We start from the raw sequence: 16,071 nt of genomic DNA, 5'->3' as shown, positions 1-16,071 counted from the left end.
CAGCTCGGGGTTCGAGACCCCGGTGGAACTGGTGCAACAGCTCTGCCGGGGTCTGTTTCTCTCGCAGCTCGCTCTACTGCTGGTCCACCTCCGTGAACTCCGGTGGCAGTTCGCCGGTCTCGTGGAACCGGCGCCAGCCCTCGACGCCCGGCAGCGAGCCGTCCTGCAGCTCCCGCACGAAGCCGCGGACCCATGCGGTCTGCGCCTCCAGCATGTGCAGGTGGTACTCGACCTCGACGACGAACAGCCGGGGCAGCGTCTCGTGCAGCTTCTCCAGCACGGCCCTGCCGCCGGCGACCTCCACCTCCAGGGAGCTCAGCCGCTCCGACAGCAGGCGCTCGACCTCGTCCGGCGGCAGGGCACCCATCAGCGAGAGCGCCGTCTCGAAGATCGGGTACTCCTTCACCGGGACGGCCATCAGGTCGGACAGCCAGTGGACCATCTCCTCGCGCCCGGCAGGGGTGATGCCGTAGACCGTGCGCTCCGGGCGGTTGCCCTGCCGCTCCACGTCGGCCACCTCGACGAAGCCGTGCTTCTCCAGGTTCTGCATGACCGTGTAGAGCGAGCCGTAGTTGATCCGGGTGCTGGTGTCCTTGCCCTGACGGCGCATGGTCTGGGCGATCTCGTACGGATGCATCGGCTTCTGCCAGAGGGTCGTCAGCACGACGAGCGCCAGCGGATTGCTGAGCTTGCGCCGCTTGACCGCCACACCGACCACCTCGCTTCCGAATATCCGTAGCCGAACATATCGCGACTCGACCCGACCGTCAATACACACGATGTATCGCGTCTGGGCGGACTCCGCAAGAGCGTGAGGACTTGGGCCCGCCCCGGACACGCCCGCGTGACGCGTCCGAAACAGCGCATCCCTAATTTCTGTCGCCCGACAGGAAATCCGCGATTTCCGTCCTCGACAGGAAGTCCGCCTGACAGGCAGGTGCCGCCGTGACGACACTCCACGACCGCTCCGTGGAACCCGACGACCACTCCCTGGAGGAGTTCGGCTACCGCCAGGAGCTGCACCGCAGCCTCGGCCGGTACGCCTCGTTCGCCGCCGGGTTCTCCTTCATCTCCGTACTGACGACCGTCTTCCAGTTCTTCGCCTTCGGGTACGCGTTCGGCGGCCCGGTCTTCTTCTGGGCCTGGCCGGCCGTCCTGATCGGCCAGTTGCTGGTGGCCGCGTGCTTCGCCGAACTGGCCGGCCGCTACCCGATCTCCGGCGCCATCTACCAGTGGTCCTCACGCCTGTCGAACCCGACCTTCGGCTGGTTCGCCGGCTGGATCATGGTGATCGGGCAGATCGTGGTGGTCGCGGCGGCCGCGCTCGCACTGCAGATGGTGCTGCCCGCGCTGTGGTCCGGCTTCCAGCTGATCGGCACGGACACCGCGGTGACCTCGGCCGACGGAGCCGCCAACGCCGCCGTGCTGGGCGTCGTCCTGCTGGTGCTCACCACCCTCGTGAACGTCCTGGACAACCGGGTGATGTCCGTGATCAACCGGGTCGGGGTGACCGCCGAGATCATCGGCGCGGTACTGATCATCGTGCTGCTGCTCACCCACTCCAAGCGCTCCCCGGGCATCACGTTCCACACCGGTACGGCCGCCGAGGGCGGTCTGCTGGGCGCCCTGCTGGTCGGTTCGTTCACGGCCGCCTACGTGATGATCGGCTTCGACAGCGCGGGCGAGATGAGCGAGGAGACGCACCAGCCGCGGCGGACGGCCCCGCGCACGATCCTCACGGCGCTGTCCGCCGCGGGCCTGCTCGGCGGCCTGGTCATCCTGGGCGGCCTGCTGGCCGCGCCCAGCCTGACCGACGGGCACCTGGGGGTCGACGGGCTGAGCTACGTCCTGACCAGCAGCCTCGGGGACGGCGTGGGCCGGGTGCTGCTCGCCGACGTGGTGGTGGCGATCGCGGTGGCGACGCTGGCGATCCAGACCGCGGCCTCACGGATGCTGTTCTCCATGGCGCGGGACGGGCAACTGCCGTTCGCCGACCGGCTGGCGCGGGTGAATCCGCGTACCGGCATGCCGGGAGCGCCGGCCGTGGTGGTGGGGGTGCTGGCCGCCGTACTGCTGCTGCTCAACTTCGCCTCGCCTGACGCGTTCCTGGCGATCGGAACCACGTGCATCGTGATGCTGTACCTCGCCTACGCGATGGTGACCGGGCCGCTGCTGGTGCGGCGGCTGCGGGGCGAGTTCCGGGTCGAGGGCACGGACGAGACCGGGGCGCCGCTGTTCTCGCTGGGGCGGTGGGGGGTGCCGGTCAACGTGGTCGCGCTGCTGTACGGGCTGGTGATGACCGTGAATCTGGCGTGGCCTCGGGGGGCGGTGTACGACCCCAGTGGGGGCCACTGGTACTTCCGGTGGTTCACCGTGTTGTTCCTGGTCGTGACTTTGGTGGTGGGCGGCGTTTGGCGGGTTGCCCGGACGGGGTCCAGGAATGCGGTCGCCTTGCCGGAGGCTGTGGCGTAGTGGGTCGGGTGCGGGTGGGTGGGGGCTGGTCGCGCCCGCGCGGCGGAGCCGCATATCGACACAGCCCCGCGCCCCTGAAGGGGCGCTCCCCGTAGCCTTGGCTGCAAATGAGACGTAAGACCGCAGCCCCGCCATCCCCCCTCCCTCAGCGCCAAGGGGTGGACCCCGTGCGGATCCGGTTGCCCTTCTCCGAGGAGTGGGACACCGTCGGCGCGTACCTGGTCGCCCGGCTCTCCGGAGCCGGGCCCGGTGTTGTCGAGGAGATGCTGGACTCGGGGCTCGTCGTGGACGCCGGCGGACAACCCGTCGCCGCCCGCACGCCCTACTCCCCCGGCCGCTACCTCTTCTTCCACCGCGACCTGCCCCCCGAGGTCCCGGTCCCCTTCCCCCTCGACATCGTCCACCGGGACGCGCACCTCGTCGTCGCCGACAAGCCGCACTTCCTCGCCACCACCCCACGCGGCAGTCACGTCGTCGAGACCGCCCTGGCCCGGCTGCGGCGGGAGCTGGAGATCCCCGAGCTCGGGTCCGCGCACCGGTTGGACCGGCTCACCGCCGGGCTGGTGCTGTTCGTCGTACGGCCCGGGGAGCGGGGGGCGTACCAGACGCTGTTCAGCGACCGGCGGGTGCGCAAGGAGTACGAGGCGATCGCGCCGTACGACCCCACGCTCGCCGTTCCCCGGACCGTACGCAGTCGCATCCTCAAGGAGCGCGGGGTGCCCGCCGCCCGGGAGATCGAGGGGGAACCCAACGCGGAGACCCTCGTCGAACTGGTCGAACGCCGGGGAGACCTGGGGCGCTACCGGCTCACTCCGCACACCGGGCAGACGCATCAACTGCGCGTCCACATGAGCGCCTTGGGGGTACCGATTCTCGGCGACCCGCTGTATCCGGTCGTGACCGGCCCCGTGCCGGACGGCGACTTCCGGCGTCCGCTGCAACTGCTGGCGCGGCGGCTGGAGTTCACCGATCCGGTCACGGGGGTGGAGCATCGGCTGCGCAGCGGGCGGACGCTGCGGGCCTGGGATTCGTACCAGGACTGGGCCGGTCGGCGGGACGGCTAGGGCCTGATCCGCCGGACAGGTCCTAGCGGCCGAGCCACCAGCGGCGCAGCCTCGGCCAGACACCGCGCGGCTTCGCCGGTTCGGGGGCGGCGGCCGGGGGTGCCATGGGCTGCGGCTGGGGCTGCGCATCGGGCGCGGGTGCCGGTGCCGCCGGGCGGCCCGTGCCGACCTGCCAGTCGGTGCGCTGCGGGGGAACGAGGGCCGGGCTCGGCATCAGGGTGACGTCCTGCTTCGGCTTGGGATCGAAGCGCACCGGGAGGTCCACCAGGTGCCGGGAGGCGATGGAGGCGCGCCAGCGCAGCTCCTCCTCGTCGCAGTCCAGCTGGATGTCGGAGAGCCGGGTGAGCAGCTGGTCGACACCGACGTCGGCGATGGCACGGCCGATGTCCTGGCCGGGGCACTCGTGCGGGCCGCCGCCGAAGGCGAGGTGGGAGCGGTTGCCCTGCATGTTGGCGCTGAGGTCGGGGCGGACGCGCGGGTCGACGTTGCCCGGCGCGGGCGCGTAGAGCAGTCCGTCGCCCTTGCGGATGCGCTGGCCGCCGAGTTCCGTGTCCTGCTTGGCGAAGTAGGCGAAGACGGTGCTGAACGGCGGCTCGTCCCACAGGGACTGCTCGATCGCCTCGGGCACGGTCATCTGGCCGCCGTTGAGCTGGGCGCGGAAGCCGGGCTCGGTGAGGACCATGCGCAGGGCGTTGGCGAGCAGGTTGGCGGTGGTCTCGTAGGCGGCGTAGAGCACGACCCGCAGGTGCTGGGCGACCTCGTCGTCGTTGAGCCCGGCCGGGTGGTTGACGAGGTGGCTGGTGAAGTCGTCCTCGGGGCGGGCCCGGCGGCGGGCGGTGAGCCGGGTCAGGCAGTCCATGACGTACTCGTTGCTGGCGATCGCGGTCTCGGTGCCCTTGAGCGCGTCCCGGGCGGCCTCCACGATCCGGTCGTTGTACTCCTCGGGCATGCCGAGGAGTTCGCACATGACGGCCATCGGCAGGTGCTCGGAGTACTGGGTGACCAGTTCGGCGCGGCCCTTCTCGCAGAACTCGTTGACGAGCAGCTGGGTGTAACGGCCGATGAGACGGCGGATGCTGCGGTGGTCGATGGTGGTCATGGCGCCCTGGACCGCCGCGCGCAGCCGCAGGTGCTCGTCGCCCTCGGCGTGCGAGCAGATGGGCTGCCAGGCGATGTGCGGCATGAGGGGGTGGTCGGGCTTGACCATGCCCTCGCGCAGCGGGGTCCAGATGCGGCTGTCCCGGGTGAAGACGGCGGGGGTGCGGACCATCTGGAGGTTGTCGGTGAGCCCGAGGACCACCCAGATCGGTACGTCGTCGTGGAGCAGGACGGGCGCCACGGAGCCGTGTTCCTCGCGCAGTTTCTCGTACAGCTCGCCCAGGTGGTCCGCGTCGGCGCCGTAGAGCCGGTGGAGTCCGCCGGGGCCGCGGTCGTGCGCCGGACAGCCGGGCGGCGGAACGGGGTCCGTGCCGGTGCCGGCCGGGAAGGGGGATTCAGGCGTCACAGTGATCGCTCCGAAGAGATCCGAAGGACAGGGAGAAAAGAGGTGTCACGTAAGGGCGCCGGACAGGGCGAGCGAGTGCAGGAAGCGCATCAGGGTCATCAGGACGTCACGGCTGGAGGCCCGGCGGCGGGCGTCGCACTCGATGATGGGGATCTCGGGCGACAGGTCCAGCGCGGTGCGCAGTTCCTCGATGGGGTAACGGGGCGCGTCCGGGAAGGAGTTGACGGCGACGACGAACGGCACCCCGCGCTCCTCCAGGCGTCCCATGACGTCGAAGCTGACCTCCAGGCGCCGGGTGTCGATGAGGACCACCGCGCCGAGGGCGCCTTCGAACAGGCCGTTCCACAGGAACCAGAACCGTTCCTGGCCGGGGGTGCCGAAGAGGTAGAGGACCAGCTGGTCGGTGATGCTGATGCGGCCGAAGTCCATGGCCACGGTGGTGGCGGTCTTCGACTCGGAGCCGTAGTTGTCGTCGACCCCGATGCCGGCCTGGGTCATGGTCTCCTCGGTGGTCAGCGGCCTGATCTCGCTGACGGAACCGACCATGGTGGTCTTGCCGACCCCGAAGCCGCCGACGATCACGATCTTCACCGCGGCCTGGGCGGTGTGCGGCAGATGGTCCTCGGTGCGGGGGCCGGGGATCGTCTCAGAGCTTTTGAAGTCCATGCATCACCGCTTCGAGAAGTGAACGGTCGGGGAGCGCCTGGCGGACGATCGGGGCGCGCGCCGTGACCAGTTCGGCCGTGATCAGCTCGGTGATCAGCGCCGTCATCGCGCTGAACGGCAGGTTGAGGTAGGCCGAGAGCTCGGCCACGGACAGCGGGGCGAGACAGAGCCGGAGCAGCGCCGCCTGCTCCGGGGTGACGGAGGGCGGTGGAGCGGCGCGCGCCACGATTAAGGTGACCAGGTCGAGTTCGGCCCGGGCGCCGTCGGCACCGCTGATGACGTAGAGCCGTTCGGGGTTCTTGTTGTCGCCGTCCTCGCCGCCGCTCTCGGGGGTCGGCGGCGTGGACGGGAGCGGGGGTGAAGCGAGTTCCGGCCTGGGCCGGCGCCGTTTGCGTTGCGGAGGAGTCATACGGTCTGCCCGTTCCGCCGGGGCGGACTGGTGAGATGGGCGCCGATGCGGACGACGAGGTCGCGCATCATCTCGCTCATCCGGCCCGGTTCGCAGGTCACGTCGGCGAGCACGGCGAGGTAGGCGTTGGCGCCGGCGGACATGAGGTAGAAGTAGCCTCTGTCGATCTCGATCAGGACGAGGTTCATGTCGCCGTTGCTGATGGGGAGTTCCTGGGCGACGGCGCCGGCCAGGCTCTGCACGCCCGCGCAGGCCGCGGCGAGCCGGTCGGCGGCGTCGGGGTCGCCGCCGTGCCGGGCGATGCGCAGTCCGTCGGCGGAGAGCACGACGATCATCTCGACGCCCGGTACTCCGTCGGCGAGTTGCTTGAGCATCCAGTCGAAGTTGCCTCGCTGCTGGATCACTTGAGGTCCCCCTCGTCATCGGCCTCGGTGCCGGCCGGATCGTTGATCAGATGCAGGTACTTGGTGGGGTTCCGGGTGAAGTCGGTGGGGTGGACACCCGGGTTGTTCTTCTTGAGCCCCTCCCAGAACGCCTCGACCCAGAGGCCGGGCTCGCGGCGCTCCGGCTCCGGCTGCTCGGGCTCGGGCTCCTTGTGCTGCGACCAGATGGTCGGGTTGCCCTCGCGTTCGGCGCGCTCGATGGCGGCCTGCTCGGCGATCCGCTGGCTGAGCGGCGTCTTCATCCGGCTGCGCCGCTGCGGCAGCCCGCCGGCCGTCCATTCGGTGACCTCGGGGACGTCGTCCTCCATGGAGATACCGGCGGGGATGCGGGGGCTGGTGGGCCGGCGCTTCTTGGGCGGGCGCTTGGGGCCTTCGAGGGCGCCGAGTTCGGGCTTCGGGATGCCGGTGGCGCCGATGCCGTGGGCGATGCCGGGGGCGGGGTCGGTGGTCATCATGTCGCTGGGCACGATGAGGACGGCCCGGACGCCGCCGTACGCGGAGGCGCGCAGCGAGACGTCCATGTTGTATGTCTTGCACAGGCGGCCCACGACCGAGAGGCCGAGGCGCGGGTTCTCGCCGAGGACCTGGATGTCCTTGCCCTGCTTGGCCTTGTCCAGCAGGCCCTCCAGGCGGCCGCGGGCCTCCTCGTTGAGGGTGACGCCGGCGTCCTCGATCTCGATGCACACGCCGGCCTGCACCTCGACGGCGGTGACGTGCACCTTGGTGGAGGGCGGCGAGTAGCGGGTGGCGTTGTCGAGGAGCTCGGCGGCCGCGTGGATGACCGGCTCGACGGAGGTGCCCTTGATGTTGACCTGGCAGATGGAGTGCAGCTCGATGCGCCGGTACTCCAGGATCCGGGACATGGCGCCGCGCAGCACGCTGTAGAGGGCGACGGGGTTCGGCCACTGGCGGCCCGGGCGGCCGCCGCCGAGCACGGAGACCGAGTCGGCGAGGCGTCCGATCAGCGCGGTGCCGTGGTCGATGCGCAGCAGGTCGTCGAAGACCTCGGGGTTGCGGCCGTGGTCCTCCTCCATCTCCCGCAGTTCGTGGGCCTGCTGGTGGACGATGGCCTGGACGCGGCGGGCGACGCTGACGAACGAGCGCTCCAGGGAGTCGCGCTGGAGGTCCTCCTCGTCGACGATGTCGAGCATGATGCGGATCAGGCGGCGCTGCGACTCGGGGGCGTGGCGCATGCGCGGGTCGACGTCGAAGACCTGGCGCACCACCTCTTTGGGTGACTCGCCGGCCTTCAGCCGGTAGAGCGCGGTCGGGAAGACCTCCCGGCCGAGGCGGTCGATCTCCTGGTCGCTCGTGGTGAGGCGCCGTTCCAGATACGCACGGTGACGGTCGTGCTCGGCCCGGGCGTCCCGGAGCATACGGCCGCGGCGCACCGCTTCCGCCGCCGTCGCGAGCACCAGCAGCATGCCGACGGCCCCGCACACGCCGACGGCGAGCCGGGCGGATCCCGCCACCAGGACGACGGCGGCGGCGGTCGCCGCGGCCATCAGTATGGCGGGCAGCAACAGCACGCGCGCCAGGGAAAGTTCACGGCCATCGGGAGGCGATTGCACACTCACCATGTATGCCTTCTGAGACGAATCGGCTGGGTGTCGGGGGAGCTCGTGGGGGGAAGGTTCATGGAGCAGTCTGGATCTTCCGTATGTTTGGGAACAGGCGCACGAATTCACCTCAACTCGGTGCGCCGCGGGCGAGCTTAGTCCGACCGGATCAACGCCGTGTCATATTCGGCAAGCGCCTGAAAACGCCCAAAGGACTGGAGTACCCTCGGTCGTTTTGCACGGAGGGCATTCATTCGAACACGCCGCGTCACGACGTACGGACGTACGGGGTCACTCACCGTGACGGGTGAAAGGAGCCTCCGGAGCGAAACCTCCGCCGCCCCGCGAGACCCCTCAGACTCCTACGATCCGCAGCGCGGCCTCGGCCGTGGCGCGGGCGAACTCGGCGGCGGGGCGCTCCGGTTCGGAGCGGTGGACGAGGATGACGCCCTCGATGAGCCCGAAGACGAGATCGGTCCGCAGCTCCAGCTCCCCCTTGGCCAGCGCCCCGCCGGCCGCCGTGGCGGCGATCAACTGCCGGTAGGCGTCCTTGAGTTCGGCGCGTACGGCATGGAAGCCGGCGAACCGCTCGGCGTGCACCTCGGGCAGCAGGTAGAGCGCGCCGAGATTGTGCGGCCCGGCGCACAGCAGCTCCACGTCGGCCCGGCACAGGACCCGCAGCCGCTCCTCGGCCGGGGTCACGTCGTCGGCGAGCAGCTCGCGCGCACAGGCCAGCGACGGCGTGACGGTGGACTCAAGCAGCTCGGCGAGCAGCTCCTCCTTGCCGGAGACGTAGTGGTACATCGACGCCTGCCGCATGCCCGCGCGCTCGGCGACGGCCCGGGTGGTGGTGGCCGCGTACCCGTGGGTGGTGAACAACTCGGCCGCGGCCGCGAGCAGTTCCGCCCGCGGCTCCAGGCCGCTGTCCGGCCGCTGCGCGGCCCGCGGCCGGCCGACCCGGCGGCCACTGCTCGTCCCCATGCGTTCGATCCTCGCACACGACGTCGCACGGCGATCACGCCGACGCCCCGCCCTGCGGACCACCGCCCCCGGCGAGCCCCCCGGTGAGCCCCCCGGTGAGCCCTCGGTAACCGGCCCGGAACGCCACGGCAACGCCGCCGACCCGCCCCGCCCCTAATTTCTGTCGGGCGACAGAAATATCCCCGGGGCCCGTCCGAGCCCCACCCCAGACCAAGGAGCCGGAGGTCAGCGATGGCGACAGCGACCACGTACGGAGCCCGGGCGCACGCCCGCGCCCAGGAGGGCACCCGCGCCGAGGCCATGCCCGTGGTCCCGGCCGCCGACTGGCCCGACCCGCCCTGCGAGGCCGGCCACCTGGTGTGGGCCGAGACGGTGGCGGGCGGCAACTACGCGCACCGCGTCCTGGCCCGCGGCACCGAGCTGCGCCTGACCGACCTGGCCGGCGACGCCTGCGCCCACCTCCTGCTGTACGCCGACGGCCGCCCCTGGGAGCGGCTGAACGTGGCCGACACCGTCAAGGTCCAGTGGAACGCCTACCTCGGCGAGGGCGTGCTGCTCCTCTCCGACCAGGGCCGGGTCCTCGCCTCCGTGGTCGCCGACACCTCCGGCCGGCACGACGCGCTGTGCGGCACCTCCACCCTGGTCCGCAACACCGAGCGGTACGGCGACGGCACGCCCCAGTCGTCCTCCCCCGCCGGACGCGAGCTGTTCAAGCTGGCGGCGGCCAAGAACGGCCTGGAACCGCGCGACCTGCCGCCGTCCCTGTCGTTCTTCCAGGGCGTGGAGGTGCGCGACGACGGCACGCTGGACTTCACCGGCTCGGCCGGCCCCGGCGGCAGCGTCACACTCCGCGCCGAGCAGGACGTGACCGTGCTGATCGCCAACGTCCCGCACCCGGCCGACCCGCGCCCCGACTACGTCAGCGCCCCCCTGGAGGTGCTGGCCTGGCGCGCCGCCCCCACCGCGCCCGGCGACCCGCTCTGGGACGCCACCCCCGAAGGCCGCCGCGCCTTCCTCAACACCCGTGAATTCCTCGCCGCGAGGGGGCTCGCATGAGCATGAGCACGAGCACGCAGACCGCCGTCGTCCCGGCCCGCGCCGCCTGGTCCGCCGTGATCCGCGAGGGCGACACGCTCACCATCACCGACCTGCACGGCAACCAGGCCGTCGACTTCCTCGTCTACGACGCCCACGACACGTCGGTCCGCTACAGCGCCCCCGACACCATCCACGCCCAGGGCTCCCTCTTCCTCACCACCGGCAGCGTGCTCCTCTCCAACGAGCACACCCCGCTGATGACCGTGACCGAGGACGAGGTCGGCCGGCACGACACGGTCGGCGGCGCCTGCTCCAAGGAGTCCAACACCCTGCGCTACGGCCACCACACCTGGTCCCAGCACGCCTGCGTGGACAACTTCCTCGCGGAGGGCGCCAGACACGGCCTCGGCAAGCGCGACCTGGTCTCCAACATCAACTGGTACATGAACGTGCCCGTCGAGAAGGACGGCACCCTCGGCATCGTCGACGGCCTCTCGGCCCCGGGCCGGAAGCTGGTCCTGCGCGCCGACCGCGACGTCCTCGTCCTGGTCTCCAACTGCCCCCAGATCAACAACCCCTGCAACGGCTTCGACCCGACGGCCGTGCAGATGACGATCACCGAGGCAGCGGAATGCGCCGGTACCGCGGAATGCACCGGGGCCGCGGAATGCACCGGGGCCGCGGAATGACCTCCTTCGAGAAGCTCCTGGTCGCCAACCGCGGCGAGATCGCCGTCCGCATCATCCGCACCGCCCGCGAACTGGGCCTGCGCACGGTCGCCGTCTACTCCGACCCCGACCGCTCGGCCCCGCACGTGCGCCTGGCCGACGAGGCCGTCCGGCTCGGCGCGGCGCCCGCGAAGGAGTCGTACCTCGATGCCGACCTGGTCCTGAAGGCCGCCAAGGACACCGGCGCGGGCGCGATCCACCCCGGCTACGGCTTCCTGTCCGAGGACGCCGCCTTCGCCCGGCGCTGCGAGGAGGCCGGGATCGTCTTCGTCGGCCCGACCCCGGAGCAGCTGGAGCTGTTCGGCGCCAAGCACACCGCACGGGCGGCGGCCGAGGCGGCCGGGGTGCCGCTGGCACCGGGCACCGGGCTGCTGGCCGACCTGGCCGAAGCCCTCCGGGAGGCGTCCGCGATCGGCTACCCCGTCATGCTCAAGGCGACCGGCGGTGGCGGTGGTATCGGCATGTCGGCATGTCGATCGGCCGACGAACTGACCGACGCCTGGGACCGCGTGCACCGCGTCGCCGCCGCCTCCTTCTCCTCCGCCGGGGTCTTCCTGGAACGCCTGGTCGAACACGCCCGCCATGTCGAGGTCCAGGTCTTCGGCGACGGCGCCGGCCGGGTCGTCACCTTCGGCGACCGGGACTGCTCCCTGCAGCGCCGCAACCAGAAGGTGGTCGAGGAGGCCCCGGCCCCCGGCCTCCCCCCGCAGGTCCGCGCCCGACTCGCCACCGCCGCCCGGGACCTGTGCGCCTCGGTCGGCTACCGCTCCGCCGGCACCGTCGAGTTCGTGTACGACGCGGCCCGCGAGGAGGCCTACTTCCTGGAGGTCAACACCCGCCTCCAGGTGGAACATCCGGTCACCGAGGAGATCTACGGCGTCGACCTGGTCGCCTGGATGCTGCGCCTCGCCCGCGGCGAGACCGACGCCGTCCGCGAACCGGGCGCACCGCGCGGCCACGCCGTCGAGGCCCGCGTCTACGCCGAGGACCCGACCCGCGAACACCGGCCCAGCGCGGGCCTGCTGACCCGGGTCGAGTTCCCGGAGGGCGTACGCGTCGACGGCTGGGTGGAGACCGGCACCGAGGTGACGACGTCGTACGACCCGATGCTCGCGAAGGTCGTCGCGTACGGCCCCGACCGCGCCGAGGCGCTGCGCCGGCTCGACGAGGCGCTGGCCGGGACCCACGTCGACGGCATCGAGACCAACCTCGGCCTGGTCCGCGCGGCCCTCGCCGACCCCGACTTCCGCTCGGCCACCCACTCCACGGCGACCCTCGCCGCGGTCACCGACCCCACCCCCCGGATCGAGGTCGCCGCCGCCGGCACCCTCACCACGGTCCAGGACTGGCCGGGCCGCACCGGCTACTGGCAGGTCGGCGTCCCCCCGAGCGGCCCGATGGACGACCGCTCCTTCCGCCTCGGCAACCTCGCCCTGGGCAACCCGGAGGGCGCACCCGGCCTCGAATGCACCCTCCAGGGCCCGTCCCTGCGCTTCACCCACCCCACCACCGTCTGCGTGACCGGCGCCCCGGCCCCGGTGACCGTCGACGGCACCCCGGTGGCCCAGTGGGAGCCGGTGACGGTCCCGGCCGGCGGCCTGCTGGAGATCGGCGCCCCGGCCGAGCACGGCCTGCGCACCTACGTCCTGTTCGCCGGCGGCGGCCTGGACGTGCCCGCCTTCCTCGGCAGCGCGAGCACCTTCACCCTGGGCCGGTTCGGCGGCCACGGCGGCCGGGCCCTGCGCACGGGTGACGTCCTGCACGGCGGAGCGGTGACGGACGGCGAGCCGGTCGCCGACCGCCCGCGTCTCACCGCCACCTGGCAGCTCGCGGCCGTCGAAGGCCCGCATGCCGCCCCGGAGTTCTTCACCGAGGACGACATCCGCGACTTCTACGCGGCCGAGTGGAAGGTGCACTTCAACTCGGCGCGCACCGGGGTCCGCCTGGTCGGTCCCAAGCCGCGCTGGGCCCGCGCCGACGGCGGCGAGGCGGGCCTGCATCCGTCCAACATCCACGACACCCCGTACTCGGTCGGCGCCGTCGACTACACCGGCGACATGCCGGTCCTGCTCGGCCCGGACGGCCCCTCCCTGGGCGGCTTCGTGTGCCCCGCGACGGTCGTGAGCGGCGAACGCTGGAAGCTCGGCCAGCTCCGGCCCGGCGACACGGTCCGCTTCACCCCGGTCGACGTGACCGGCGCGCCCCGCCCCGAGATCGTCGACGGCGGAATCCTCGCCCGGGACGGCGACGTGACCTACCGGCGCAGCGGCGACGACAACCTGCTGGTCGAGTTCGGCCCCATGCAGCTGGACCTCGCCCTGCGGATGCGCGTCCACGCCCTGATGGAGGCGGTGACGGCGGCGGACCTGCCCGGGGTCACCGACCTCACGCCGGGCATCCGCTCACTCCAGATCCAGACCGACCCGCGCCTCCTCGCCCAGGCCGAACTCCTGCGCGCGGTACGGGAGATCGTGCCGGCCCTGCCGCCCACCGACGAACTGGTGGTCCCCTCCCGCACGGTCCACCTGCCCCTCTCCTGGGACGACCCGGCGACCCGCGAGGCGATCGCCCGCTACATGGCGGGCGTCCGCGACGACGCCCCCTGGTGCCCCTGGAACATCGAGTTCATCCGCCGGATCAACGGCCTGGACTCGGTGGACGACGTCTTCCGCACGGTCTTCGACGCGGAGTACCTGGTCCTCGGCCTCGGCGACGTCTACCTGGGCGCCCCGGTCGCCACCCCGCTCGACCCGCGCCACCGCCTGGTCACCACCAAGTACAACCCGGCCCGCACCTGGACCGCCGAGAACTCCGTGGGCATCGGCGGCGCCTATCTCTGCATCTACGGCATGGAGGGGCCCGGCGGCTACCAGTTCGTCGGCCGGACGACCCAGGTGTGGTCGGGCTGGCAGCAGCGCGGCGCGTTCGAGCCGGGCATGCCGTGGCTGCTGCGCTTCTTCGACCGCATCAAGTGGTATCCGGTCTCCGCCGAGGAACTCCTCGACCTGCGCGCCGACATCACCTCCGGCCGCTTCGTCCCGCGCATCGAGGAGGGGACCTTCTCACTGGCCGAGTACGAGGGCTTCCTGACCGAACACGCGGCATCCATCGCGGAGTTCCGGTCGCTCCAGCAGACCGCCTTCGCGGCGGAACGCGACGCGTGGGAAGCCGCGGGCGAGTTCGCGAGGGCGGAGGCCTCGGCCGCACCGCCCGCCGCCCCGGCCGAGGTGTCCGTGCCGCCGGGCGGGCGTCTGATAGAGGCCGAGTTCGCGGCCTCCGTGTGGCAGTTGAACGTGCAGCCGGGCGACGAGGTGACGGCGGGCCAGCCGCTCCTCGCCCTGGAGGCGATGAAGATGGAGTCCAGGGTGCACGCGCCGATGCCCGGCGTGGTGACGGAGATCCTGGCCCGGCCCGGCGACCAGGTGGAGGCGGGGACGGCACTCCTCGTCCTGTCGCCGGCCGCGAACTGAGCGACAGGAGCAAGAGGATGTCCAGCACCGTCTCCCGTGTCCGTGCCGCCTACGCGCGCATCGAGGCGGTCGACCGCCCCGAGATCTGGATCGACCTGCGCCCGCAGGAGGAGGTCGAGGCGGAGGCCCGCGCGATCGACGAGCGGGTGGCCGCGGGGGAACACCTCCCCCTCTCGGGCCGGCTGTTCGCCGCCAAGGGCAACATCGACGTCCGCGGACTGCCCACGACCGCGGGCTGCCCGGCGTACGCCTACGAACCGGAGGCCGACGCCCCTGTGGTGGCCCGGCTGCGCGCGGCCGGCGCCCTGGTCCTGGGCACGACCAACCTCGACCAGTTCGCGACCGGCCTGGTCGGCACCCGCTCCCCGCACGGCGCGGTCCGCAACGCGATCGACCCCGGCCGGATCAGCGGCGGCTCCAGCTCCGGCTCGGCCGTCGCCGTGGCCCTCGGCATCGTCGACCTCGCCCTGGGCACGGACACCGCAGGCTCCGGCCGGGTCCCGGCCGCCTTCAACGGCATCGTCGGTCTGAAGCCGACCCGCGGCCTGGTCCCGACGGCCGGTGTCGTCCCGGCCTGCGCGTCCATCGACTGCGTGACGGTGTTCGCCCGCACCCTCCCGGAGGCGGAGCAGGCACTGTCGTACCTGGCGGCCCCACCGGACCGCACGCTCCCGCCGCTCCCCCAGCGGGAGCCGGGCCCCTGGCGGATCGCGGTCCCGCCGCTCTCGCAGCTCGGCGAGCTGGACGAGGGCTGGGCGGAGGCGTACGAGAAGGCGGTGGACCGTCTGAGGGCCGCGGGCGCCTCGATCCGCCCCATCGACCTGACCCCCTTCACCGAGGCCGCCGCGATGCTCTACGAGGGCGCGTTCGTGGCCGAACGCTACACGGCGGTGGGTCCCTTTGTGGACAAGTTGATCTCGTCCGGCGGCGAGGGCCTGGACCCCACGGTCGCCGGCATCATCACCCGGGCCCGCGACATCCCGGCCCACCGGCTCTTCACCGACCAGGACCGCCTGGCGGACCTGCGCACCCGCGCCCTGGCCGAGCTCGCCGACGCGGACGCCCTGCTGCTCCCCACCACCCCCGGCCACCCCACCCTCGCCGAGGTGGCGGCCGACCCGCTGGGCGCCAACGCCCGCCTGGGCCGCTTCACCAACTCCACGAACCTCTTCGACCTGGCGGCCGTGGCGGTTCCGGCGGGCGAGGTGAACGGTCTGCCGTTCGGCGTGATGCTGATCGGCCCGGCGTTCACGGACGACCGCCTCGCCACGATCGCCCGCGCCCTGGAACCGCGGGTGAGCCTGGCGGTGGTCGGCGCCCACCTGACTGGGCAGCCGCTCAACCCCCAGCTCCTGGCGCTGGGCGCGGTGCTGGACCGCACGACGACCACGGCTCCGGTGTACCGCCTCCACGCCCTCCCGACGACTCCGCCCAAGCCGGGCCTGGTGAACGTGGGAGCGGGCGGGGCGGCGATCGAGACGGAGGTGTGGAGCCTGCCGGCCGAGGGCCTGGGCCGGCTGCTGGCCGCGCTGCCCCGTCCCATGGCGCTGGGCAGCGTGGAACTGGCCGACGGCAGCAGTGTCCCCGGCTTCCTGTGCGAGCCGGGCGCGCTGGCGGACGCCGAGGACATCACGCACCACGGAGGCTGGCGAGCCTTCCTGGCGAAGGGCTGACTGCCGCTCCGGGCCCGCGGAAAACCGGTGGAGCGGCGCCGCTGTGCGCCGCTACCGTGCTGCC

Annotated in this window: 13 protein-coding genes; 6 read left to right on the top strand and 7 right to left on the bottom strand. The window is 72.1% G+C overall.

The annotated features are described in order from the left end of the window. Nucleotides 1-73: 73 nt before the first annotated feature. Nucleotides 74-709, bottom strand: coding sequence for a PadR family transcriptional regulator (locus ACFWPQ_RS24080; protein WP_384038311.1), 636 nt, complete (start codon nt 707-709; stop codon nt 74-76). Between the two features lie 236 nt (nt 710-945). Here ACFWPQ_RS24080 and ACFWPQ_RS24075 point away from each other — a divergent pair, with 236 nt between their 5' ends. Both ACFWPQ_RS24075 and ACFWPQ_RS24070 read left to right on the top strand, forming a co-directional pair. Next, nucleotides 946-2,472 carry an amino acid permease gene (locus tag ACFWPQ_RS24075; RefSeq protein WP_384038308.1) on the top strand — a complete coding sequence of 509 codons (1,527 nt, stop codon included), beginning with the start codon at nt 946-948 and terminating at the stop codon, nt 2,470-2,472. A 107-nt stretch (nt 2,473-2,579) separates the two neighbouring features. Further along, nucleotides 2,580-3,536 carry an RluA family pseudouridine synthase gene (locus ACFWPQ_RS24070; protein WP_384038305.1) on the top strand — a complete coding sequence of 319 codons (957 nt, stop codon included), beginning with the start codon at nt 2,580-2,582 and terminating at the stop codon, nt 3,534-3,536. Between the two features lie 22 nt (nt 3,537-3,558). On the opposite strand, the gene ACFWPQ_RS24065 is transcribed toward ACFWPQ_RS24070, so the two are convergent. From ACFWPQ_RS24065 to ACFWPQ_RS24040, 6 genes are all read right to left on the bottom strand, one after another. Continuing rightward, complete coding sequence (locus tag ACFWPQ_RS24065) at nt 3,559-5,040, bottom strand: cytochrome P450 (RefSeq protein WP_384038302.1); 1,482 nt, start codon at nt 5,038-5,040, stop codon at nt 3,559-3,561. Between the two features lie 45 nt (nt 5,041-5,085). Continuing rightward, complete coding sequence (locus tag ACFWPQ_RS24060; protein WP_384038299.1) at nt 5,086-5,706, bottom strand: ATP/GTP-binding protein; 621 nt, start codon at nt 5,704-5,706, stop codon at nt 5,086-5,088. Next, a complete protein-coding gene (locus ACFWPQ_RS24055) occupies nt 5,687-6,115 on the bottom strand; it encodes a DUF742 domain-containing protein (RefSeq protein WP_384038296.1) in 429 nt (142 codons plus the stop codon). The genes ACFWPQ_RS24060 and ACFWPQ_RS24055 overlap by 20 nt, the downstream gene beginning before the upstream one ends. After that, on the bottom strand, nt 6,112-6,519 hold the full coding sequence (locus ACFWPQ_RS24050; protein ID WP_046726726.1) for a roadblock/LC7 domain-containing protein: 408 nt from the start codon (nt 6,517-6,519) through the stop codon (nt 6,112-6,114). Before ACFWPQ_RS24050 ends, ACFWPQ_RS24055 begins: the two co-directional genes overlap by 4 nt. Next, nucleotides 6,516-8,138: a sensor histidine kinase gene (locus ACFWPQ_RS24045; RefSeq protein ID WP_384038294.1), complete on the bottom strand. Its 1,623-nt coding sequence runs from the start codon at nt 8,136-8,138 to the stop codon at nt 6,516-6,518. The genes ACFWPQ_RS24050 and ACFWPQ_RS24045 overlap by 4 nt, the downstream gene beginning before the upstream one ends. A 333-nt stretch (nt 8,139-8,471) precedes the next feature. Then, the gene (locus tag ACFWPQ_RS24040) at nt 8,472-9,098 is read right to left on the bottom strand and encodes a helix-turn-helix domain-containing protein (protein WP_361291514.1); all 627 of its coding nucleotides are present in this window, start codon (nt 9,096-9,098) and stop codon (nt 8,472-8,474) included. 231 nt (nt 9,099-9,329) lie between these two features. Here ACFWPQ_RS24040 and ACFWPQ_RS24035 point away from each other — a divergent pair, with 231 nt between their 5' ends. Genes ACFWPQ_RS24035 through atzF form a run of 4 tightly spaced genes read left to right on the top strand, consistent with a single transcriptional unit; the run spans nt 9,330 to nt 16,007 of the window. After that, nucleotides 9,330-10,154: an urea amidolyase associated protein UAAP1 gene (locus ACFWPQ_RS24035; RefSeq protein WP_384038290.1), complete on the top strand. Its 825-nt coding sequence runs from the start codon at nt 9,330-9,332 to the stop codon at nt 10,152-10,154. Continuing rightward, on the top strand, nt 10,151-10,825 hold the full coding sequence (locus tag ACFWPQ_RS24030; RefSeq protein ID WP_384038287.1) for an urea amidolyase associated protein UAAP2: 675 nt from the start codon (nt 10,151-10,153) through the stop codon (nt 10,823-10,825). The genes ACFWPQ_RS24035 and ACFWPQ_RS24030 overlap by 4 nt, the downstream gene beginning before the upstream one ends. Further along, nucleotides 10,822-14,334 (top strand): 5-oxoprolinase/urea amidolyase family protein, encoded by a 3,513-nt coding sequence (locus ACFWPQ_RS24025; protein ID WP_384038284.1) that lies wholly within the window; start codon nt 10,822-10,824, stop codon nt 14,332-14,334. The genes ACFWPQ_RS24030 and ACFWPQ_RS24025 overlap by 4 nt, the downstream gene beginning before the upstream one ends. A gap of 17 nt (nt 14,335-14,351) precedes the next feature. After that, nucleotides 14,352-16,007: an allophanate hydrolase gene (atzF, locus tag ACFWPQ_RS24020; RefSeq protein ID WP_384038281.1), complete on the top strand. Its 1,656-nt coding sequence runs from the start codon at nt 14,352-14,354 to the stop codon at nt 16,005-16,007. The last annotated feature ends 64 nt before the right edge of the window (nt 16,008-16,071 follow it).

Origin of the sequence: Streptomyces sp. NPDC058464 (genome assembly GCF_042721035.1) — a bacterium.
Taxonomy (GTDB): Bacteria; Actinomycetota; Actinomycetes; order Streptomycetales; family Streptomycetaceae; genus Streptomyces.
This window is presented reverse-complemented; position numbering and strand designations above follow the sequence as displayed.

What these genes read in the sequence shown, in the direction of transcription:
- atzF (WP_384038281.1), top strand. Translation starts at nt 14,352, where the DNA reads ATGTCCAGCACCGTCTCCCGTGTCCGTGCCGCCTACGCGCGCATCGAG.
- ACFWPQ_RS24070 (WP_384038305.1), top strand. Translation starts at nt 2,580, where the DNA reads ATGAGACGTAAGACCGCAGCCCCGCCATCCCCCCTCCCTCAGCGCCAA.
- ACFWPQ_RS24045 (WP_384038294.1), bottom strand. Translation starts at nt 8,138, where the DNA reads ATGGTGAGTGTGCAATCGCCTCCCGATGGCCGTGAACTTTCCCTGGCG.
- ACFWPQ_RS24040 (WP_361291514.1), bottom strand. Translation starts at nt 9,098, where the DNA reads ATGGGGACGAGCAGTGGCCGCCGGGTCGGCCGGCCGCGGGCCGCGCAG.
- ACFWPQ_RS24055 (WP_384038296.1), bottom strand. Translation starts at nt 6,115, where the DNA reads ATGACTCCTCCGCAACGCAAACGGCGCCGGCCCAGGCCGGAACTCGCT.
- ACFWPQ_RS24025 (WP_384038284.1), top strand. Translation starts at nt 10,822, where the DNA reads ATGACCTCCTTCGAGAAGCTCCTGGTCGCCAACCGCGGCGAGATCGCC.
- ACFWPQ_RS24030 (WP_384038287.1), top strand. Translation starts at nt 10,151, where the DNA reads ATGAGCATGAGCACGAGCACGCAGACCGCCGTCGTCCCGGCCCGCGCC.
- ACFWPQ_RS24060 (WP_384038299.1), bottom strand. Translation starts at nt 5,706, where the DNA reads ATGGACTTCAAAAGCTCTGAGACGATCCCCGGCCCCCGCACCGAGGAC.
- ACFWPQ_RS24035 (WP_384038290.1), top strand. Translation starts at nt 9,330, where the DNA reads ATGGCGACAGCGACCACGTACGGAGCCCGGGCGCACGCCCGCGCCCAG.